Source organism: Herbidospora sakaeratensis, assembly GCF_001570525.1.
Lineage (GTDB): Bacteria > Actinomycetota > Actinomycetes > Streptosporangiales > Streptosporangiaceae > Herbidospora > Herbidospora sakaeratensis.
This window is the reverse complement of record NZ_BBXC01000009.1, coordinates 342,638-363,462: the sequence shown is the minus strand read 5'-3', so window position 1 is coordinate 363,462 and position 20,825 is coordinate 342,638. Positions and strand designations below refer to the sequence as shown.

The window sequence follows — 20,825 nt, the reverse complement described above, 5'->3', positions numbered from 1 at the left end:
GAAAACGCCATTTGTCGGGTTCTGCATTGATTCGGGGGGTCGCATCATGCTGGTCGAGAACAGGACGGACCGTACGGTCTGGCTGGGGCTGTACACCCTGCAGGACAGGGCCTACCTCGCCACCACGTTTCCGTGGGGCGCCCGCCAGAAACTCGGGCCCCACCAGCGGAAGGAGTTCTCACCGGCCGCCGACCGGCAGCAGGTGGTCTTCTGGAACACCGGCGCCCTCGGCGACATGCTGCACGTCCCGCGCTCGCTGCGGACGAGCGAGATCTCGATCGACCAGGACTCCGACGGCTGCTTCGTCTACAACCATCTCGGCGACCCCGCCCCGATGGACCGGATCGAGCACTTCGTCGTGCTGATGCTGGAGAACCGGTCGTTCGACAACCTGCTCGGCTGGCTCTACGCCGACACGGACAACGTGCCGCCGCGGAACGTACCGGCGCCGCCGGACGGAAAGCCCTACTTCCTGGGGCTCAAGGAGAAGGCGTACTGGAACACCTCCCCCGCCGCCGCGCACGACACCGCCCCGGAGGAGGGCCGCGTCTACGCGCGGAAGGGGGCGCGGACCGACACCACCCCCGATCCGAACCCCAGCGAGATCTGCTGGTCGTTCGTGGAGCAGATGTACGGCACCACGATGCCCGGGGCACGGCAGCAGCCCAACATGTGGGGGTTCCTGGCCAACTACCATGCGCACACCCGGCCGCCCGACCCGTCGGTCATCATGGACTGCTTCACTCCCGACCAGGTGCCGAACATGAGCACCCTGGCCAAACAGTTCGCCGTCTGCGACCGCTGGTTCGGCTCGGCGCCCTGCGAGACCTGGCCGAACCGTTCCTTCCTGCACGCGGGCACCTCGTTCGGCCGGCTCAACAACTGCGACGCCCCCGACCAGGAGGACTGCGTCCCGAACTTCTTCCCGTACGCCGGGAAGCGCACCATCTTCGACACCCTCGACGAACTGGGCATCCGCTGGCGCCTCTACCAGGACGCCGCCGTGCTCGGCACGCTGCTCAGCGCCCAGTTCTGGACGGTGCCGCAGAAGCTGAAACGGCAGGCCCACCACGCGATGTACATCGCGCCCGACCTCAAGCCGGGATTCCGGATCCAGTTTCCGCCGGAATACATCTTCGTCGAGCCGTCGTACTGGCTGGAGAACAACGACCAGCATCCGCCGCACAAGGTGTCCAGCGGCGACGCGCTGGTGGGCACGATCTACCGGGCGCTGTCGACCAGCCCCCGATGGAACAGGATCCTGTTCGTCATCACCCACGACGAGCACGGCGGCTGCTACGACCACGTTCCCCCGCCCGCGGCCATGCCACCGGACGGCTACGTGCCCCAGTTCTGCGTCGGGGAGATCAACCCCTTCCGGGTCTACGGACCGAGGGTGCCGGCCATCCTCGTGTCGCCCTACATCGAGGCGGGCACCGTGTTCCGGGCGCCGGCCGAAGCCTGGCTCCGCAACGACGACGACAACGGCAAACGTTTCCCGGCGAGCGGCGGCCTCACCGACTTCTACGCCGACACCAACGAACTGGTGTGCCCGCCCGGCCGCGTCGTCACCGGCATGGCCCTGCGCCGGAAGGCGCCCCCCGGCTCCGAGGGCAACCGGGTCGCGCTGTCGCTCCAGCACTCCCGGCCCGACGGCTCCGATCCCCAGTGGCTGGAGAACACCGACTGGAACGGCCAATACGTGCCGGGGAACGGCGGGCTGGGCGGCTTCCTCGCCGACACCAACCCGCTGATCTGCCCGCCCGGCCGCGTCGTCACCGGCCTGGCCTTCCGCCAGAAGGCGCCTCCTGGCCACGACCCGTCGACCGGGAACCGCATCGCGCTGGCCCTCCAGCACGCCAACCCCGACGGCTCCGATCCGCGATGGCTGGAGAACACCGACTGGAACGGCAACCACGTGCCCGCGAGCGGCGGCCTGGCCACCTTCGACGTGGACACCAACCCGCTGACCTGGCCTCCCGGAGCGATGCGCGGCGTGGCACTCCGGCGCAAGGGCGCCAACCACCTGGCGCCCGAGGCGTTGACCACCGGCGCCGAGTTCGACCACACGTCGATCCTCGCGTCGATCCGCGACTGGGTCGGCGCACGGTCGGACATGCTGGGCCCGAACGAACGCATCAGGCGGGCGCCGACGGTCTGGCCGGTGCTGACCCGGACCAAGCCCCGGACCGACACGCCGGTGCTGCCCGAACCCGCCACCGTTCCGGCCGAGTCGAACGGCCACAAACCCACTCCGCGCCAGATCGACCTCATGGCGCTGGCCGAAGCGGAACGGACGGCCGTGGCCGAGGCCGCCCAGGCCAACGGCCACGCTCCGGATTGGTGGGAGCGGCGCATCGCGGAGGCCGCTCAGGAGACGGCGGCCGGACTCGAAGGCGCGGCCGACTCAGGCGACCTGCCCGGCGAACTGACCGGGGGGATCGCCTAGAACTCCTGCCAGGCCGACTCGTCGGGCACCGGACGCGTCCGGCCGCCGATCACGTCTTCGAGCGGGCGGACGGCCGTGCCGTGCTTCTTGCGGGAGTCGAGCCAGGTCAGGAACTCGTCGAGCAGCTTCTCTGTGGTCGAGTAGTCGCCGCAGACGCGGACGCAGACCTTGTGGACCACCACCGGGAGCAGCCCCCCGCCGGCCCGTTCGGCCGCGGTGACCTGCTTCTTGAGGTCGTTCAGGGTGGTGTCGTGGTTGACCGAGCCGTAGGTGCGGACCGAGTAGAGCAGGGCCGGCCGCATCGACTCGACGGGGGCGCTGCCGAGGGCCAGGCCGCCGACGGTGCGGGCGGCGTTGTAGCCGCAGAAGCGGGCGGCGTTCTGGGAGTCGCCGTTGTTCGCGCCGAAGGGGTAGGCGAACGTGGTGACCGGGATCTTCAGCTTGAGCAGGGCGGCCCGGTCGCCGCAGATGTCGACCCGCTGGTCGATGGCGGTCAGGTCGGTCAGCCGCACGTGGTGAAGGGTGTGGCCGCCGATCTTGTGACCCTGCCGGGCGAGCGTGCGGACCTGGCCGACGCTGAGTTTTCCCCTGGTGTTCAGGTCGCCGCTGTTGATGTAGAACGTTCCGCGTACGCCGTGTGAATTCAGGATCTTCGCGGCGGTGAAGTGGGTGGCGTCGCCGTCGTCGAAACCGAGCGCGACCACCGTCTTGACCTTGGCTTTCGGGCGGGCGGCCTGCGCGGGCGCGGTGACCAGCAGCATCGGAAGGAGCGTTCCCAACAGGACGCCCACTGCTCCTAACCGGAGCGAAGACCGCATGACCGACTCCTGTCTTCACATGTGGAGGGGAAGGTGACCAGGCTAGCGGCTATTGCCCACGGAACCGGCTGCTAGACCCAATCGGTACACACGCCTCACTTTCGGCCGAACAGCACCAGAACCAGGCCCGGGGACCGGTCCGGCTCCCACGTCCGGACCGGTTCGAAGCCGAGCACTCTCAGCGACTTCAGCTTGGCCGGGGCGACCCGGCCGAGGTCGTCGACGCCCAGGGCGGGGTTGCCGCGCCAGACCGCCCACACCCGCGTGGCCTGGCTCAGCACGTGGTTGAGGTCGCCGCGTTCGACGAAGCCGAAGGTGCCGGGGAACCGGCTGGCGCCGCGCCGCAGCACGTCGGGCGGGAAGCCGTCGGGCGTCCGCCGGTAGTAGAGCACGCCCTCGCGCTGCGGGGCCGCGCCGTAGACGAGCACGTCGCCCGGCCGGTACTCGCGGGCGATGGTCTCGACGACGAGCGGGTAGTTCTCCCGGCGGCCGTCCTGCGACCGGTTGAGGGCGAGCTCCGGCAGCGCGAGCACCCCGCCGAAGAGCAGCAACGCCAGCGCGGCGGGTGGTCTGACCCGGGCCAGGGCTAGCCCGGCCAGCAGGGCGAGGGCGGGCGCGGCGGCGAAGAAGTAGCGGTCGACGTACAGGGGCATGGCCACCAGGGAGACCGCGAACAGCAGCAGCGGGGGCAGCAGCAGCCACGTCCAGAGCCCGCCGAGCCACGGTCTGGGCACCGCGCCCGCCCCGGCCACGGCCGCGCCGATCAGCAGCAGCGACAGCGTGGCCGACCCGGTCAGCGCGCTCGGCAGGCCGGTGAGCGCGGTCCAGGCGGGGCGTTCGATCCAGCTCACCGCCTCGCTCTGCAGCACGCCCAGCACGGCCAGCCCCGCCCACGGCAGAAGCCCGATCGCGACGGGCGGCAGGAACCGCCGGAGCAGCCCGCTGCGCCAGGCCACCAGCAGCTGCGCCGGCAGCACGAGCACCGCCATCAGGTGGGTGCAGCCGAGAAAGAGCACGGTCAGCGTGTACGTCGACCACGGCCGCCGCCCCCTCCCCTCGACCGCCCGGTGGAGGGCCCAGCAGGAGAGCACGGCCGCGAGGGCGGCGAAGGCGTAGGGGCGGGCGTTCTGCCCGTGGTAGGAGGTGAACGGCAGCAGCAGGAAGGCGGCCGCCGCCCAGACCCCGGCCGTCCGGGAGGCCAGGCGGCGGCCGAGATCGGCCAGCAGCCCGGCGGTGGCCCCGATCGCGAGGGCGGCGGGCAGCCGCAACCACCACAGGGCGTCGCCGAGCTCCGCCCAGAAGTGCATGACCGTGTAGAAGGGCAGGAAGTGGGCGTCGACGTTCTGGGCCAGCTGCCACAACCCGCCGAGCGACCGGGTGATCGCGCTGTAGGTGGCCAGCTCGTCGTTCCAGAGCGAGGGCGTCGAGATGCCCGCGACCATCGCCGCCGTGCCGATCGCGCCCGCCGCGAGGGGGATCGCGACGTCGGTCCGGCTCATCGACTCGGCCGGATCATGGTGATCCAGGTCGGTTCTCCCTTACTACTGGCCAGGACGTGCCGGTCCCAGCCCTCCGCGCCCGTGGGCGGCGTCTTCTGGCTGAGGGTGGCGACGACGCCCGGGACACCCTCGGCCGCCTCGGCGACCGACTCCCCGCGTTTCACGATCAGGACGTCGCAGCCGGTCAGGAACTGGTGGGCGGGGTTGACCGAGACGCCCACGAGGGTGCACGGCCGGGTGACCCCGGCGTCGATCATCTTGTGCACGAACGCGGCCTGGAACTGGCGCAGCGGGTAGTCCTGCCCCTTCACCCCGTCGAACGCCACGAACTGCACGACCAGGTAGGCGGCCAGCAGCACCGCGAACGGCGGCCGGAACCGCGCCGCCGTCGCGGCGGCCGGGATCATCAGCAGGGCGTAGGCCGGCAGCAGGAAACGCGGGGCGGCGTAGTCGACCAGGAACAAATAGGGCGCGGCCATCGCCAGCCCCGCCAGCAGCGGGACCGGATGCCGCCTGGCCGACACCAGCGCCAGCGCCGGGAGGGCCAGCCACCAGATCAGCAGGTAGGGCCGGTCCAGCGGGATGTCGCACGGGCGGCAGAAGGCGGGCCCGTTGGCGGCCTTGAACTCGTACCAGAACCCGGGCGCGGGCGCGATCCCGCCCTGCACCTCACCCGCCGCCGCCCACCGCTGGAGCAGCGACCCGAATCCCGTGTACGCCTCCACCACCCACGGCGCCGACCCCAGCGCCGCCGCGACGAGGATGGTCGCGGCGGCGGCCCACCTCCGCCACAGCAGCGCGGCCGGCCCGCCGACCACCCCCAGCCACAACACGTCGCTCGGCCGCAGCAGCGCCACCCCGGCGAACCCGGCCGCGAGCCCGGCATACGCCCACGCCGACGGCGACTCCCGGACGACTAGCAGCGACCCGATCGCCAGCACCGCGCCGTAGGCGACGTAGAGGTTGGGCATGACCTGGGGCCCGTACCAGACCGTCACCCACAGGGTGGCGAACAACCCGGCGGCCAGGACGAGCACGGGCGGCCTGAGCAGTTTCGTCCACGGCAGGAAGGCCAGGAACAACCCCGCCGCGGCGAGGACCATCATCCACCAGCGGATCGCCGCCGGATCGGTGGTGACCTGGACGATCGGCGCGACCAGCCAGGTCACGCCCCTGGCGCGGGGGGCGGAGAAGACGGCGTCGGGCACTCCCGGGGCGACCTGGCTCGTGTAGACGGCCTCGTCCCATTCGAGCGTCATGTCCGCCGGGACCAGCAGGGCCTGCAGCACGAGATATCCCAGCGCGACCAGGCCGAGCAGGGGGACAGGTCGGGCAAGCACCGTCTTACCTTGTCGTAAGCCCCGCAAGCCGCGCAAATGGCAGACTGTCCGGATGCGTCAGGCGAGCGCCGTGGTGACCAGCGGCGACAGGGTGCACGGCCGGTTCGGCCCGGCCGACATGCCCTCCCCGTGGTGGAACGACGTCGCGCCCGTGACGGCCTGGCTCTCCGGCGAAGCGGGCGCGCCGGTCGTGGTCCTGCGACTGCTCGACGTGCAGGGCGGCGCCATGATGCGCGACGGCCACGCGACCTATCATGCGGAACTCCTGGAGGAGCCCCCGGCCCACCAGCCCCCGAACCCGCCGAACCGCTTCAAGGCCGCCGCTGAGTCGAGGGAACACTCCGTCGGCGGCGCGATGTCCGGCGTTCCGGCCGAGGTGCGGAGTCGCCTTTGGAACCAGGAACCGCTCCGGGCATCGTGGGCCACCCGTGAAGGGCTGCGCGCGGCCCTCGACTGGGCGCTGGCCATCACGGGGCCGAGCGAGATCCGGCAGGTCAAGACCTGGAACCTGGCCGGGCTCTTCCACCTGCCGAACGTCAACGCCTGGCTGAAGACCACTCCCCCGTTCGCCGCCCCCGAGGCGTCGATCATCGCCGCCCTGGCCGAGGTGGATCCCACGCTGGTCCCCACGGTGCTGGGCGCTGATCCCGCCCGTGGCTGGATGTTGCTGGAGCACATCCCGGGCCAGGACTGCTGGAAGGCGGCCCCCGGCCTGGTGCGGGAGACGGTCCGCCGGTTCGCGCGGGCCCAGCAGGAGATCAGCACCGGAATGCAGGCGTCCAGGCCCGAGGCGATCGGCTCACGGCAGGCCCCGCCGGGGCTGACCGATCGGCGGAGCATGCTCGCCGCCACCGGGCGGCTCCCCCACGTCCCCGGGTCAGACGAACTGCTGGAGCGGGTTCCCGCCCTGGAGGAGGAGCTGGCGGCCTGCGGGATTCCGTACACGCTGGTTCATGGAGATTTCCACCCGGGCAACTGGCGAGCGGTGCCCGGCGGCCCGGCCGTGGTGCTGGACTTCGCCGACGCGCATGTCGGGCATCCGGCCGCCGACGGGTTGCGGCTGAAGGAGTGGACCGGCGACGCCGAGGCATGGGTCGACGCCTGGTCGCTGCCGGGGGCAGACCCGCGACGGGCGCTGGAGGTCGCCGCGCCGCTGGCGGCGCTCGGGCAGGCCGTGCGGTACCAGGAGTTCCTGGACGGCATCGAGCCCTCCGAACGCCGCTATCACGCCGGCGACCCCGAAGAAGCGCTGGTCGAAGCGGTTAAGGCGCTTCGTCGCCTTCGACCCGCATGACGCTGGCCACCGCGCGCACGATGTCGAGCTCGCGCAGGCCCTCGACCGTCGACGACAACGCCGCGTCGGAGGCCCGGTGGGTGACCAGCACGAGCTGGGCGTCGTCGCCCCGGCCCTCCTGGCGGACGGTCTGGATCGACACGTCGTGGCGGGAGAACATCTCGGCCACGGTCGCGAGCACGCCCGGCTTGTCGGCGACGTCGAGCGACACGTGGTAGCGGGTCACCGTCTCGCCCATGGGGTGGACGGCCAGGTCGGCGTACACGGACTCGGACGGACCCCGGGTGCCGGCGATGCGGTTGCGCGCGACCGCGACGATGTCGCCCAGGACCGCGGAGGCGGTCGGCGCGCCACCGGCGCCGGCGCCGTAGAACATGAGGCGGCCCGCCGACTCGGCCTCGACGAACACGGCGTTGTACGCCTCGCGGACCCCGGCCAGCGGGTGGGTGCGCGGGATCATCGCGGGATGCACCCGCACGCCGATGGTCCGGCCGTCGTCGGAGCGGGCGCAGATCGCCAGCAGCTTGATCACGTAGCCCATGGCCTTGGCCGAGGCGACGTCGGAGGCGGACACCTCGGTGATGCCCTCGCGGTGGACGTCGGCCGCGGTGACCCGGCTGTGGAAGGCGATCCCGGCCAGGATGGCGGCCTTGGCGGCGGCGTCGAAGCCCTCGATGTCGGCGGTCGGGTCGGCCTCGGCGTAGCCGAGCGACTGGGCCTCCTCCAGCGCGTCGGTGAACGAGGCGCCGGTGGAGTCCATTTTGTCGAGGATGTAGTTGGTCGTGCCGTTGACGATGCCGAGCACCCGGTGGACCCGGTCGCCGGCCAGCGACTCGCGCAGCGGGCGGATCAGCGGGATCGCCCCGGCGACGGCGGCCTCGAAGTAGAGGTCGGCCTGGTTGGCGGCGTGGAGGGTCGCGCCGTCTTCGGCGAGCAGGGCCTTGTTGGCCGAGACGATCGACTTGCCCTCGGCCATGGCGGCCAGGATCAGGCTGCGGGCGGGCTCGATGCCGCCGATCACCTCGACGACGACGTCGACGTCGGGGCGGGTGACCAGGGCGTGGGCGTCGGTGGTGAGCAGCGCGGGGTCGAGGTCGACGTCGCGTTTGCGGCTCATCTTGCGGACGGCCACCCCGGCGAGCTCCAGCGGCGCGCCCACCCGGGCGGCCAGGTCGTCGGCCTGCTCGTGGAGCAGGCGGGCGACCTGGGAGCCGACGACGCCGCAGCCCAGGAGCGCCACTTTGACGGGTTTACTCACAACTGCCCCCTGAGCAAATCTTCTTCGGTCTCGCGCGCCACGATGACTCGTGCCTTGCCGCCGGCGACCGCGACGACCGCGGGCTTGGGCAGGTAGTTGTAGTTGCTGGCCAGCGAGCGGCAGTAGGCGCCGGTGCCGGCCACCGCGATCAGGTCGCCGGGCACCAGGTCGGCGGGCAGGTAGAGATCGCGGACCACGATGTCGCCGCTCTCGCAGTGCTTGCCGACCAGGCGCGACAACATCGGCCCGGCGGTGCTCTCGCGGGAGGCCAGACGGGCGGTGTAGTCGGCGCCGTAGAGGGCGGTGCGGACGTTGTCGCTCATGCCGCCGTCGACCGAGACGTAGGTGCGCAGGCCTTCGACGTCCTTGACCGTGCCGACCTCGTAGAGCGTCACCCCGGCGGTGCCGACGATCGAGCGGCCGGGCTCGACGGTGAGGCGCGGGACCGGCAGGCCCTTGCCCTGGCAGACGGTCGTGACGATCTCGCGCAGCGCGTCGGCGATGACCTTCATGTCGGGCGACTCGTCGCCGTCGACGTAGGGGATGCCGTAGCCGCCGCCGAGGTCGAGCTCGGGCAGCACGACGCCGTGTTCGTCGCGGATCTGCACCAGCAGGGTGGCCAGCCGCCGGGCGGCGACCTCGAACCCGGCGGTGTCGGTGATCTGGGAGCCGATGTGGCTGTGGAGGCCGACGAGCTCCAGCGACGGCATGGCGAGGATGCGGCGGGCGGCCTCGGCGGCGGCGCCGCTGCTCAGCGACAGGCCGAACTTCTGGTCGTCGTGGGCGGTGGCGATGAACTCGTGGGTGTGGGCCTCGACGCCGACCGTGACGCGGATCAGCACCTTGGGCCGGGCGCCGTGCTTCTCGGCCAGGTAGCCGAGGCGGGCGATCTCCTCGAAGGAGTCGACGACGACGTGGCCGACCCCGACGGTGACGGCCTTCTCGAGCTCGGCGATCGACTTGTTGTTGCCGTGCATGGTGATGCGGTCGGGCGGGAAGCCGACGCTCAGCGCGACGGCGAGCTCACCGGCGCTGCACACGTCGAGGCCGAGGCCCTCCTGCATGATCCACCGGGCGACCTCGCGGCACAGGAACGCCTTGCCGGCGTAGTGGACCTCGCCGTCGTGGAAGGCCTGCCGGAAGTCGACGGCATGGGCCCGGAAGTCGTGCTCGTCGAGGACGTAGAGCGGCGTTCCGAACTCTTTCGCCAGGTCACGGACGTCGAGCCCGCCGATCGTGAGCGATCCCGCAATCCGCTCGGACGTTCGCGGCCAGATGACCGGGTCGATGGAGTTCAGGTCGGCGGGCGCATGGGGAGGACGGTCCTCCGGGAGCACCTCGGCATGCCGGTCACCGGCGGGATGGGCGAATCGACTCACCCGAAGCAGGCTATCCGACTCGGGGTGTCTCCCGAGACAGGTGCTCACGTAGCGAGACGTGACGAAAAGTGGAAATACGGTCGTCCAGTCCCATCATGTCCGGAAGATCTCCTAGATCCTCTCGGGCAACCGCTCCGCGCTGATCGCCGCGAGCACCGCCGCGACCGCGTCGCCCGTCGCGACCCGCGCCGCCGACGTTCCCGTGAAGGCCGCGTCCCCCCTTGGCAGGGGGTTCGCGGCCTCGAACGCGTCGTGATAACCCGCGGCGAGGTGCTCGGCGAAGGTCCTCCACTTTCCTTTACGGCTCCGCGAACGACTGGGCAGTTCCGCGAGCAGCCGCACCACGGCCCTCCACTCGGCGGGCAGCGACTCCCACTCGGGGTCGGCGCCCTCCGCCCACCGATGCGCCCAGCGGGCGCGGGCGTACGCGTAGCGGACCACGAAACCGGGGTTGGCCCAGGTGCGGGGGAAGTCGGGCCAGGTCTCGGCGGCCAGGTTTTCCGGAACCTTGGCGATTTGGTCCCAGGGATACTCCCCGATGACCAGCTCGCCCCGGACGAGGTAGGTCGCCTCGTTCGCCCAGTCGCCGACCGGGATCATCCGGGCACCCGGCCGACCACGCGAGCGTACATCCGGGTCGGCGCGACCGCGGCCGTCAGGAAGCCCGGCAGGGCCGGGAGGTCGACGGCGTAGCGCTGGAGGTCGGTGTAGAGCGCGTCGGCGGTCTGCGGGCGCTGGTCGGGCGACTTCTCCAGCAGCGACCCGACCAGGTCCGCCAGCCCGGCCGGGATGTCGCGCACCCTCGGCGGGCGCTCCTTGACCTGGCGTTCGTAGACGGCGTAGTCGGTCGGGCCGGTGAAGAGCTGGCGGCCGGTGAGCATCTCGTGCAGCACGCAGCCGAGGGCGTAGAGGTCGCTGCGGGGGTCGGCCACGCCGCGTTTGATCTGCTCGGGGGCCATGTAGGCGGGGGTGCCGAGGATCTGGCCGGTCCGGGTGAACTGCCCGGCGTCGGCCTCGCGCAGGATGGCCAGGCCGAAGTCGAGCACCTTGACCGTGCCGTCGGGGCAGAGCATCAGGTTGGTCGGCTTGAGGTCGCGGTGGCAGATCGACAACGTGTGGGCGGCCGACAACACGGCGCACGCCTGGGCGGCGATGGCGGCGGCCCACGGGACCGGCAGCGGCCCGTGCTCGCTGACCACGTCGGCCACGGTGACGCCCTCGATGAACTGCATCACCTGGAAGAGCCGCTGCTCGTGGGTGCCGAAGTCGTAGAGCACCGGCGCGCCGGGATGGTCGAGCCGGGCCAGGATGCGGGCCTCGCGGATGAACCGGCGCTCCAGCTCCCGGTCGGGCCCGCCGGGGGGACGGAGGAACTTGACCGCCACCTTGCGGTCGAGATGTCTGTCGTGGCCGCCGTAGACGGCGCCCATCCCGCCCTGGCCGAGCGGGAGGTCGTCCAGTTCATAGCGGTCACCGATGACCATGCCGCAACTTTATTGCAGATGTACGGCCGGTCGACCCGTCTCCACCCCGGCTCCCGCTTTCATCGCAGATGTCCGGCCGCCAAACCGTCCAGAGCCAGGCGGATGAGTTCCTGGCCTCTTCTCCCGGCCTCGTGGAGGGCGGTGTCGAGGTCGGCGAGGCGGCGGAAGGAGCGGCCGTATTCGCGCTGTTCGGCCAGCGGCAGCCGGGGGACCTTGGTGCGGCGGGCGTCGAGGCGGCTGGCGCCGCGCGACAGGCTCGAACCGGCGCGCAGGAAGCCGGCCAGGAAGTCGGCGTCCAGGCGGGCCGGGTCGACCCGGTAGAGGGTGAGCTGGGGGCCGAGGGCCCAGCCGATCTCGGTCACGACGCGGACCAGGCCGGTCGGGGTGGCGACCACGTCACCCGGCTCGATCATGACCAGCGCGGGGCCGGGCTCGGCCCAGCCGGTGGGCGGGCCGCCCCCGGCCAGGTCGTCGGCCGTCAGGACCGGCTGGTCGCCCGAGCCGAGGCGGGCCGAGGAGTGGTGGATGGCCACCGAGCCGCCCCGGGCCAGTTCGGCGATGGTCGTCATCGGCGGGTCGCGCGGCGGGTCGGCGGGCGCGAGGTCGGGCAGGGCGCCGGCCAGGCCGTCGACGGCGGCGGTGAAGCGGTCGCGGGCGCCGGAGTAGTCGGGCGGCCCGGCCGCGCCGCCGAACCGCAGCGGGCTGACGTCGACCTCGTCGTCGAGCAGGTCGATGACCTCGGTGCCGCCCCGGCCGGACTCCTGGAAGTCGCGCCAGGCCGGTTCGACCGTGGCGAGGTCTCCGGCGGCGTCGTAGAGCAGCACGCGCGACGGGGTGCGCTCCCCCGGCTCGGGGCGGCGCAGCAACCAGATGTCGCTGGAACCGGCCGCGATCACGGCCCGGAGCACCCCGGCGCGCAGCAGGTTCGACCGGATCCGGCGGCCGGGGCGGCGGGCGGCGGCGGCGGGCGGCATCAGGACGGTCACCGTGCCCCCGGCCCGGACCCGGCTGAGGCAGTGTTGCACCCAGGCGAGCTCGGGCTCGCCGCGCGGCGGCAGGCCGAACTCCCAGCGCGGGTCGGCGGTGAGCTCCTCGTAGCCCCAGGTCCGCTCGTTGAAGGGCGGGTCGCAGACGACCGCGTCGGCGCCGCCGGGCAGCCCGTTGGCCCGCAGCGAGTCGCCGGTCCGCACGGTCGCCGCCACCCCCCGCATCCGCAGCCGCGTGGCCGCGATCCGGGCCGCGGAACCGGAGACGTCCTGGGCCCGCGCGGCCTTCGCCGTCAGCAGCAGGGTGCCCAGGCCGCAGGCGGGGTCGAGCAGCACCCCGCCGCCCGACAGGCGCACCATCAGGTCGGCCAGGTCGGGCGGGGTGATCGCGAGCTGGCGCGAGTGGGCCTCGACGTAGCGCTCGCAGAGGAACTCGAAGGCCTCCAGCCGCCCGCGCTCCTCGGCCAGCCCGGCGACCAGCTGGGTGACCTCGCGGGGCAACGCCGACGGACGCCCTTCGAGGAAATCGCCCGCGGCCGCCACCAGCTCCCCTAGCCTCAGGTCATCGCCGCTGGCCCGGAGACGCTGCCAGGCCAGGTCGGCGGCCGACAACGAGAACGGCTTGCCGTTGCGGCGCAGCCATTCCTCGACCTCGGTCAGCGAGAACAGCGGGCTGGCGGCGGTTCCGCCGACCGGCTGGGGGAAGTCGTCGTGACGGCGACGCCAGTTGGACACCGCGGCCCGGCCGACGTCGGCGAGGCGGGCGATGTCACCGGCGTTCACGTAAGTCACGTGGTTACTCTACACGAAGCGTCCACTTGTGAAGTGCTTCAACCAATGTTTTACTGTGGACATGAACCACAGCACGCTGAGCCTCCGGTACGCCGCCCGTTCCGACGTCGGCCAGCGCCGCCCGGAGAACGAGGACGCCGCCTACGCCTCCTCCCGCCTGCTGGTCGTCGCCGACGGCATGGGCGGCCACAACTACGGCCAGGTGGCCAGCGCCACCGCGATCCGCGTGCTGTCCGGCGCCCACCTCGACGGCGACCCCGTGGTCGCGCTCGAAGGCGCCATCCAGCAGGCGGCGCAGACCCTGAAGGGCATGGCCGACGCCAACCCGGCGCTCAACGGCATGGGCACCACCCTGACCGCGATGTTGTGGGACGGCAGCGGCTTCGCCCTGGCCCACGTGGGCGACTCGCGCGGCTACATGCTGCGCGACGGCGTGCTCTACCAGATCACCCACGACCACACGCTGGTGCAGTCGCTCGTCGACGACGGCCGGATGACCCCCGAGCAGGCGGCCGAGCACCCGCGCCGGTCGATGCTGATGCGGGCCCTGGAGAGCACCGGCAACGTGAGCCCCGACGTGTCGCACCGGGCCGCCTTCGCGGGCGACCGCTACCTGCTGTGCTCCGACGGCCTGGCGGGCGTGGTGTCGCCCGAGACGCTGCACGAGTTGCTCACCTCCGTCGCCGACCTCGACCAGCTGGTCACGACCCTCGTCGACCTGGCCAACCGGGGCGGCGGCCCCGACAACATCACCTGTGTCGTGGCCGACGTCGTGGCGGGCGGGCACGGCGACGGACATCCCATCATGGTCGGGTCGGCGTCGGCCGATCAAGGGCTAGATCAGGGCGAGGGGACCGGCGGGGACGTACCCCTCCAGACGAGCTGAGCCGAACAGGCGGCCCTCCGCGCGGGCGCGCACGCACACGTAGGAGAAGCGGTCGCCCGAGTAGACCCGGATCCCGCCGGAGCGGCACTGCCGCATCAGCGTCTCGTCCCACTCCTCGCTGAGGTCGGCGATGCCGAGGTCGACCAGCACCGACCGGCGGGACACGATGGTGCCGCCGCCGAGCTCGGGCAGGAAGCGGAACTCGGCGTCGGGCTGGCGCAGCAGGGTCGCCCCGGCCGCGTGGGCGTAGAACGCGGCCTTGCCGACGATCTCGGTCTCGACCTCGGCGAACCGGCGCAGCGAGTCGGCCAGGTAGTGCTCGCCGTAGAGGTCGCGCGGGTCGATCACGGCCACGTAGTCGCCGTCGGCCAGCAGCAGCGCGCGGGCCAGCGCGGCCCCCCGGGTCGACATCCGCGTGGTCCGGACCACCAGCTCGGGCAGCACGCCCTTGTTGTAGCCCTCCTCGCGGGCCCCGATGGCCTGCCGGGCCGTCTTCTCGACCACCCCCGCGTCGACGCCCTCGGCCACCACGACCAGCTGGTCGGGCCGCCGGCGCTGGCCGACGACCTGGGTGATCGCCTGGTCGAGCTCCATCTGGTCGCGTACGGCCACCAGCGCCGTCACCACCTGGGTGTTGCGCACGTCGGGCAGGCCGGCGGCGGAGAACACCGGCTCCAGCCGGGCGGTGACCGGGACGGTCGCCCGCCAGGCCAGGTGGGCCCGGCGGTCGCGCTCCTGCGGGTCGGCGGCGAGCTCGGCCGCGCCGGTGGCGACGACCGGGGTGCCGCACGCCTCGATCTCGGCGATCTCGCGGTCGCTCGCGTCGGGCCCGGCGACGACCACCTCGACCCTGCGCACGGCGGTCAGGAAGTCGTCGTAGCTGGTCTTGTCGTCGCCCTGGGCGGGCAGCGGGCCGCCGCCCTCGGCCGTGCCGAGCGTGGCCACGCCCCCGGTCCGGCCGCCCTCGGCGCGGAAGGTGTTGTGCACCCGGGGCTGCACGCTGTGCGGCAGCACCAGGACGCGGTCGTGCCGCAGCGCCGCCCGCCACTCGCGGGCCCGCTGCTCGGTGGTGGCCAGCACCAGGTCGAACAGCTCGGCGACCGGGACCGCCTTGCCGACCGAGCCGCCGGAGTGCCAGAAGACGGTCTTGATCCCGCGTTTCTTGCACGCCTCCACCAGGTCGCGCAGCGCCCGGTCCCTGCCCGCCATCGAGTCGAGCCAGCGCCCGCCGTTGCCCTGGCGCGGCCCGGCGTGCACCGACTCGACGAACAACATCGAGGGCCGGTAGGCGTCGAGCATCTTCGGCCAGTCGTCGGGGCCGAAGTTGGTGACCTGCCGCCATTCGTAGCGGAGCAGGGCCTCGGTGCGCCGGTCGACGATCGCCGCGACCGTCATGTACGGCCGGGTCAGCGGCCCCTTCGGCACGGCGAAGTACTCCGTGAGGGGCGTGGAGAACAGGGGGGCGCGGGGGTCGGGCTCGACCGGCGGCGCCTTCTCGGCGGCCGGCTTCTCCGGGACGGCGGGCTTCTCGACCGGGAAGTCGGTGCGCTTGGGGGCCTTGCCCGCGTTCGGGGAGGAGGCCCGCACCGCGCGGGCCACCGAACCGGGCTTCTTGGCCTGGACGGCCTCCCCTATCTTGATCCAGCGGTTGCCCTGGAGCTTGGCCAGCTTCCACTCGGCCACCGCGGTCTGGTACTTCTGCTCGGCCAGTTGCTTGGCGAGCTGGGTGATCTGGCGGTCGGCCTGCTTCTCGGCCGCCTTGCGGGCCGTCTCGGCGTCGCGGGCCCGGGTGAGGGCCTCGGCCTCGGTGCGGGCGGCCTCGTCCAGCCGGGCCTGGTAGTCGGCGAGCAGACGGGCCAGTTCGGCGGCGCCCTCGGCCTTCTCGACCGCCTGTGCCAGCGCCCGCCGCAGGCTCTCCAGCTCACTCATAAACGCCCACTCCTCCAGGTAACGGCGACAGTCACCATAATCTCAGATCATGGTCTACCTGCATCGAAACCGTCATTAAGGCACCAAGAGTCCATCTGACGTCCGTAAACTCGTCGGAAACCACCGATCGGGGAGGGACCTGAGGTGCGCAAGGGAGAGTGGCCGTCGTTCCGGGCCAGGCCGTACGTGTGTGGCGCCTTCGGGCCCTTCTCCCAGGAGCGGCTCGACCTGCTGGCCCGGTCGGGCCCCCACGTGGAGACCGCCTACGTCACCCGTGACGCCGCCGTGTTGTCGTCGGGCCCGCTCACCATGTACGACTCCTCGCCCACCATGGCCGCCTTCTCGTGGGGCGACCGCACCCCGATCGCCGGCGGCGACTGGCTCCACGTGGCCGAGCACTACGAGGCCCCCGGCTTCATCGACGAACCCGCGTCGGTCACCCTGCACACCGGCGCGTTCGGCCTGATCGACGTCTACTACCTGACCGACGGCGACGCGGTCTACTTCTCCGGCCTGATCGAGCCGCTGCTGGCGCTGGCGCGCAAGCCCTACGTGGTGAACTGGAACGCCTGGGCGGCGATCCTCAAGCTGACGTACCCGCTGCTCGAAGACACCCCCTACGCCGAGGTCAGGCGCCTGCCGGGGGCGACCGCCCTGTCGTGGTCGCGCGACCGGCGGCGGTTGTCGGTCGACAAGCGGGCCCCCCGCTGGGTGCGCGAGGAGCCCTTCGACCACGGGGTGACCGCCCACGACATCGTCAGCCTGCTGCACGAGTCGCTGAAGCCGTACGAGAAGGTGCTGGTGCCCGTCAGCGGCGGCTACGACTCGCGGCTGCTGGCGAGCGTGGCCGTGGCGCAGGGCAAGGACGTCGTCTCGTGGACGACCAGCCCCGACGACGGCCTCGACAACGACATCGACTTCGCCGTCGCGGTCACCCGCGAGCTCGGCATCCCCCACCGGGTCGTCGACCAGAACGCGGCCGACTTCCCGGCCGAGGCCCTGTGGGCCGCCCGCAGGCTGGAGTTCCTGACCAGCCACCACGCCTGGTACTCGCCGTTCGCCCGCGAGGTCCACGAGGGCGGCCGTCCCGTGGTCGACGGCCTGGCCGGCGGCCCGCTGATGAAGAACTTCCTGATGTCGGCCGCCGCGGCCGCCACGACCCCGCTGGAACGCCGCCAGGCGCTGCTGAAGTCGATGACCACCGGCGACGCGCACATCCCGGTGCTCGGCGAGGGCGCGCTCGCCTGGATGGACGACGTCGTCGAGACCACGTTCGCGCAGGCCACCTCGATGCTGAACGGCCACCGCAGCGAACTGGCCCTGAGCGTGCTGCACACCCGCACCGCCCGGGGCATCGCCCGCTCCCCCGTCAACCTCGTCGGCCCCGAGGCCACGCCGGTCTTCCCGTTCCTGCACCCCGGCTTCTTCGACGCCGCCCTGTCGGTGCCGGTCGGCCGCAAGGAGGGCGGCAGGTTCTACCGCGAGATCCTCTGGGCCGCCAACCCCCGCGTCGCCTCGTTGCCGTCGACCAACGGCGGCCTGCCGCACCGCCGCGTGCCGCTGCGCTCGGCCTCGGTCTGGGCCCGCGAGTGGAACCACGCCATGCTCCGCCGGGTGGCCCGGGTGCCCGGGCTGCTGTCGCCCCAGATGGCCGAGGTGGTCGAGGACGGCCCCGACGCGCTGGCCGCGTTCGGGTCGTGGAACTCGCGCTTCTGGCTGCGCGGGCTGGCCCTCTTCGGCGCCTGGCTCACCGACTACGACGAGGTGCTGGGCGACCTCACGCCTCCGTGGAGCGCCCGTTAGACCACGGGGCGTAGTCGATCGACAACCGACGGAAAGCCCGAAGTAAGGGCTACGTAACCGTTCTTTGTCAGGGGCTACCGGGTGGTACCTTCTCCGGAAGGCCGCGCTGAGCTGCGGACATTCCCTATTTTCATTTTCCGTGGAGCGAGGTCTGATGACTGCGGCTGCGCCCTGCCCTGAACCCGTGTCAGAGCCCATCGAGGAATTCGAAGTACAGGACCCCGCCTGGTACAAGAAGGCCGTCTTCTACGAGATCCTCGTCCGCGGCTTCCACGATTCCAACGGCGACGGGACCGGCGATCTGCGCGGCCTGGTCGGCAAGCTCGACTACCTCCAGTGGCTCGGCGTCGACTGCCTGTGGCTCCTTCCCCTGTACGAGTCCCCGCTCCGCGACGGCGGCTACGACATCAGCGACTACCTCAAGATCCTCCCGGAGTTCGGCGACCTGTCCGACTTCGTGGCCATGATCGAGGCGGCCCACGAGCGCGGCCTGCGCGTCATCACCGACCTGGTGATGAACCACACCAGCGACCGCCACCCCTGGTTCCAGGCCTCCCGCCACGACCCTGCGGGCCCCTACGGCGACTTCTACGTCTGGACCGACGACCCGACGACGTACGAGGGCGTGCCGATCATCTTCGTCGGCGCGGAAGAGTCGAACTGGACCTACGACCCGGTCCGCGGCCAGTACTACTGGCACCGCTTCTTCCACCACCAGCCCGACCTCAACTACGACAACCCGGCCGTCCAGGAGGCCATGCTGGAGGTCCTGCGCTTCTGGCTCGACCTCGGCGTCGACGGCTTCCGGCTCGACGCGGTCCCCTACCTGTTCGAGCGCGAGGGCACCCAGTGCTCCGGCCTGCCCGAGACCCACGCCTACCTCAAGCGGGTGCGCGCCGAGGTCGACCGCCTCTACCCCGACCGGGTGCTGCTGGCCGAGGCCAACGGCTGGCCCGAAGACGTCGTCGAGTACTTCGGCGACCCGTCGGTCGGCGGCGACGAGTGCCACATGGCCTTCCACTTCCCGCTCATGCCGCGCATCTTCATGGCCGTGCGGCGCGAGTCGCGCGAGCCGATCTCCGAGATCATGTCGCGCACCCCCAAGCTGCCCGAGACCGCCCAGTGGGGCATCTTCCTCCGCAACCACGACGAGCTCACCCTCGAGACGGTCACCGAGGAAGAGCGCGACTACATGCACGCCGAATACGCCAAGGACCCGCGCATGCGGGCCTACCTCGGCATCCGGCGCCGCCTCGCCCCGCTGCTGGAGAACGACCGCGACCAGATCGAGCTGTTCACCGCCCTGCTGTTGTCGATGCCGGGCAGCCCGGTCATGTACTACGGCGACGAGATCGGCATGGGCGACAACATCTGGCTGGAGGACCGCGACGCCGTCCGCACCCCCATGCAGTGGAGCCCCGACCGCAACGCCGGCTTCTCCAAGGCCGACCCGGGCCGCCTCTACCTGCCGACGGTCATGGACCCGATCTACGGCTTCCAGGCCGTCAACGTCGAGGCCCAGCTGAAGAACCCCAGTTCGCTGCTCCACTTCACCCGCCGCATGCTCCAGATCCGCCGCGAGCATCCCGTCTTCGGCACCGGCGAGTACATCGAGCTCTGGTCGCACAACCCCGCCATCCTGGCCTTCCTGCGCGAAGACGGCGACGACCGGGTGTTGTGCGTCAACAACATGTCCCGCCACCCGCAGCCGGTCGAACTCGACCTGCGCCGGTTCACCGGCCTGACCCCCGTCGAGTGCCGCGGCGGCGTGCCGTTCCCGGTGATCGGCGACCTGCCCTACCTGCTGACGCTGCCCTCCCACGGCTTCTTCTGGTTCTCGCTCACCGAGCGGGAGGACTAGGCTTTCGCGGCATGGCAGGCCGTCCCTTAAACGAGTTGGTGGAACCCGGTTGGGCGAAGGCCCTCGAACCGGTCGCGGACAAGATCGCCGAGATGGGCGACTTCCTCCGGAATGAGATCGCGGAAGGCAGGCAGTACCTGCCCGCGGGCGAGAACGTGCTGCGGGCCTTCAAACAGCCCTTCGCCGACGTGCGGGTGCTCATCATGGGTCAGGACCCCTACCCGACCCCCGGGCACCCGATCGGGCTCAGCTTCTCGGTGGCCGAAGACGTCCGGCCGATCCCGGGAAGCCTCCGCAACATCTACACCGAGCTGATGGAGGACCTGGGCCTGCCCAAGCCCTCCAACGGCGACCTGACCCCGTGGACCGAGAACGGGGTCCTGCTCCTCAACCGCGTCCTGACGGTGATGCCGGGCAAGCCGGCCTCCCACCGGGGCAAGGGCTGGGAGGAGGTCACCGAACAGGCCATCAAGGCGCTCGTCGAGCGCGGCGGCCCGCTGGTGGCCATCCTGTGGGGCCGCGACGCCCGGAACCTGCGCCCGATGCTGGGCCAGGTCCCGTGCATCGAGTCGGCCCACCCGAGCCCGCTGTCGGCCCGGAGCGGCTTCTTCGGCTCCAAGCCGTTCAGCAAGGCCAACGAGATGCTGGAGCGGCAGGGCGCGACCCCTGTCGACTGGAAACTCCCCTAGGATCTGCGACCATGAGCGATGTTACGGATACCGCACGCTATCTCCGTCTCACGGTGGATCTCGTGGTTGAAGTCACCGATGTCGGCGCCCTCCAGGCCGCCGCGCTGAAGGAGATCCGCAGCCCGGAGTCCGACCTCGAGGAGTCCGAGCGCCAGGAGCAGATCGACCTGGTGAACGCGGACGAGACCGGCGCCGCCGCCCTGCAGTGGCTGATCGAGCCCGACCACGTGCTCAGCCTCGTCGAGCACATCGACGAGGTCGAGCCGCGTGAGGCGATGCTGGGTGTCGAGCCGTCGGACGGCGCCCTTGAAGACGAAGAGGACGAGCACGACCACGACCACGTGTGAGCCACGACCTG

The 20,825-nt window shown here is 71.6% G+C and carries 16 protein-coding genes; 7 read left to right on the top strand and 9 right to left on the bottom strand.

The window, feature by feature from the left end; translation table 11 throughout:
- Positions 1 to 46: 46 nt before the first annotated feature.
- Positions 47 to 2,449 (top strand): alkaline phosphatase family protein, encoded by a 2,403-nt coding sequence (locus AW271_RS11595; RefSeq protein WP_062335769.1) that lies wholly within the window; start codon positions 47 to 49, stop codon positions 2,447 to 2,449.
- Here the strand turns inward: AW271_RS11595 and AW271_RS11590 are convergent.
- The 3 genes from AW271_RS11590 to AW271_RS11580 all read right to left on the bottom strand — a co-directional run bounded on the left by AW271_RS11590 (position 2,446) and on the right by AW271_RS11580 (position 6,106).
- Positions 2,446 to 3,210, bottom strand: coding sequence for a polysaccharide deacetylase family protein (locus AW271_RS11590; RefSeq protein WP_062335767.1), 765 nt, complete (start codon positions 3,208 to 3,210; stop codon positions 2,446 to 2,448). The genes AW271_RS11595 and AW271_RS11590 overlap by 4 nt on opposite strands.
- A 152-nt stretch (positions 3,211 to 3,362) precedes the next feature.
- A complete protein-coding gene (locus tag AW271_RS11585; protein ID WP_062335765.1) occupies positions 3,363 to 4,766 on the bottom strand; it encodes a glycosyltransferase family 39 protein in 1,404 nt (467 codons plus the stop codon).
- Complete coding sequence (locus tag AW271_RS11580) at positions 4,763 to 6,106, bottom strand: glycosyltransferase family protein (protein ID WP_062335764.1); 1,344 nt, start codon at positions 6,104 to 6,106, stop codon at positions 4,763 to 4,765. The genes AW271_RS11585 and AW271_RS11580 overlap by 4 nt, the downstream gene beginning before the upstream one ends.
- A 52-nt stretch (positions 6,107 to 6,158) precedes the next feature.
- Between AW271_RS11580 and AW271_RS11575 the strand changes: the two genes are divergently transcribed.
- The gene (locus tag AW271_RS11575) at positions 6,159 to 7,400 is read left to right on the top strand and encodes an aminoglycoside phosphotransferase family protein (RefSeq protein ID WP_062335761.1); all 1,242 of its coding nucleotides are present in this window, start codon (positions 6,159 to 6,161) and stop codon (positions 7,398 to 7,400) included.
- On the opposite strand, the gene AW271_RS11570 is transcribed toward AW271_RS11575, so the two are convergent.
- The 5 genes from AW271_RS11570 to AW271_RS11550 all read right to left on the bottom strand — a co-directional run bounded on the left by AW271_RS11570 (position 7,369) and on the right by AW271_RS11550 (position 13,299).
- The gene (locus AW271_RS11570) at positions 7,369 to 8,658 is read right to left on the bottom strand and encodes a homoserine dehydrogenase (protein WP_062335760.1); all 1,290 of its coding nucleotides are present in this window, start codon (positions 8,656 to 8,658) and stop codon (positions 7,369 to 7,371) included. The genes AW271_RS11575 and AW271_RS11570 overlap by 32 nt on opposite strands.
- A complete protein-coding gene (gene lysA, locus AW271_RS11565) occupies positions 8,655 to 10,037 on the bottom strand; it encodes a diaminopimelate decarboxylase (protein WP_062335758.1) in 1,383 nt (460 codons plus the stop codon). Before lysA ends, AW271_RS11570 begins: the two co-directional genes overlap by 4 nt.
- Before the next feature lie 111 nt (positions 10,038 to 10,148).
- Complete coding sequence (locus tag AW271_RS11560) at positions 10,149 to 10,637, bottom strand: hypothetical protein (protein WP_062335756.1); 489 nt, start codon at positions 10,635 to 10,637, stop codon at positions 10,149 to 10,151.
- On the bottom strand, positions 10,634 to 11,521 hold the full coding sequence (locus AW271_RS11555) for a serine/threonine-protein kinase (RefSeq protein ID WP_062335754.1): 888 nt from the start codon (positions 11,519 to 11,521) through the stop codon (positions 10,634 to 10,636). Before AW271_RS11555 ends, AW271_RS11560 begins: the two co-directional genes overlap by 4 nt.
- Before the next feature lie 59 nt (positions 11,522 to 11,580).
- Positions 11,581 to 13,299, bottom strand: a complete 1,719-nt coding sequence (locus tag AW271_RS11550) for an HsdM family class I SAM-dependent methyltransferase (RefSeq protein ID WP_062335751.1) — start codon at positions 13,297 to 13,299, stop codon at positions 11,581 to 11,583.
- Between the two features lie 61 nt (positions 13,300 to 13,360).
- On the opposite strand from AW271_RS11550, the gene AW271_RS11545 reads away from it, so the two are divergent.
- Positions 13,361 to 14,185, top strand: a complete 825-nt coding sequence (locus AW271_RS11545) for a PP2C family protein-serine/threonine phosphatase (RefSeq protein WP_083976530.1) — start codon at positions 13,361 to 13,363, stop codon at positions 14,183 to 14,185.
- Here the strand turns inward: AW271_RS11545 and AW271_RS11540 are convergent.
- On the bottom strand, positions 14,135 to 16,114 hold the full coding sequence (locus AW271_RS11540) for a hypothetical protein (RefSeq protein WP_062335750.1): 1,980 nt from the start codon (positions 16,112 to 16,114) through the stop codon (positions 14,135 to 14,137). The genes AW271_RS11545 and AW271_RS11540 overlap by 51 nt on opposite strands.
- 144 nt (positions 16,115 to 16,258) lie before the next feature.
- Between AW271_RS11540 and AW271_RS11535 the strand changes: the two genes are divergently transcribed.
- From AW271_RS11535 to AW271_RS11520, 4 genes are all read left to right on the top strand, one after another.
- A complete protein-coding gene (locus AW271_RS11535) occupies positions 16,259 to 17,917 on the top strand; it encodes an asparagine synthetase B family protein (RefSeq protein WP_062335748.1) in 1,659 nt (552 codons plus the stop codon).
- 154 nt (positions 17,918 to 18,071) lie between these two features.
- Positions 18,072 to 19,778, top strand: a complete 1,707-nt coding sequence (gene treS / locus AW271_RS11530; protein ID WP_062335746.1) for a maltose alpha-D-glucosyltransferase — start codon at positions 18,072 to 18,074, stop codon at positions 19,776 to 19,778.
- Positions 19,779 to 19,789: 11 nt separating this feature from the next.
- Positions 19,790 to 20,467, top strand: coding sequence for a uracil-DNA glycosylase (locus AW271_RS11525; RefSeq protein ID WP_062335744.1), 678 nt, complete (start codon positions 19,790 to 19,792; stop codon positions 20,465 to 20,467).
- A gap of 62 nt (positions 20,468 to 20,529) precedes the next feature.
- On the top strand, positions 20,530 to 20,814 hold the full coding sequence (locus AW271_RS11520; protein WP_245653031.1) for a hypothetical protein: 285 nt from the start codon (positions 20,530 to 20,532) through the stop codon (positions 20,812 to 20,814).
- The last annotated feature ends 11 nt before the right edge of the window (positions 20,815 to 20,825 follow it).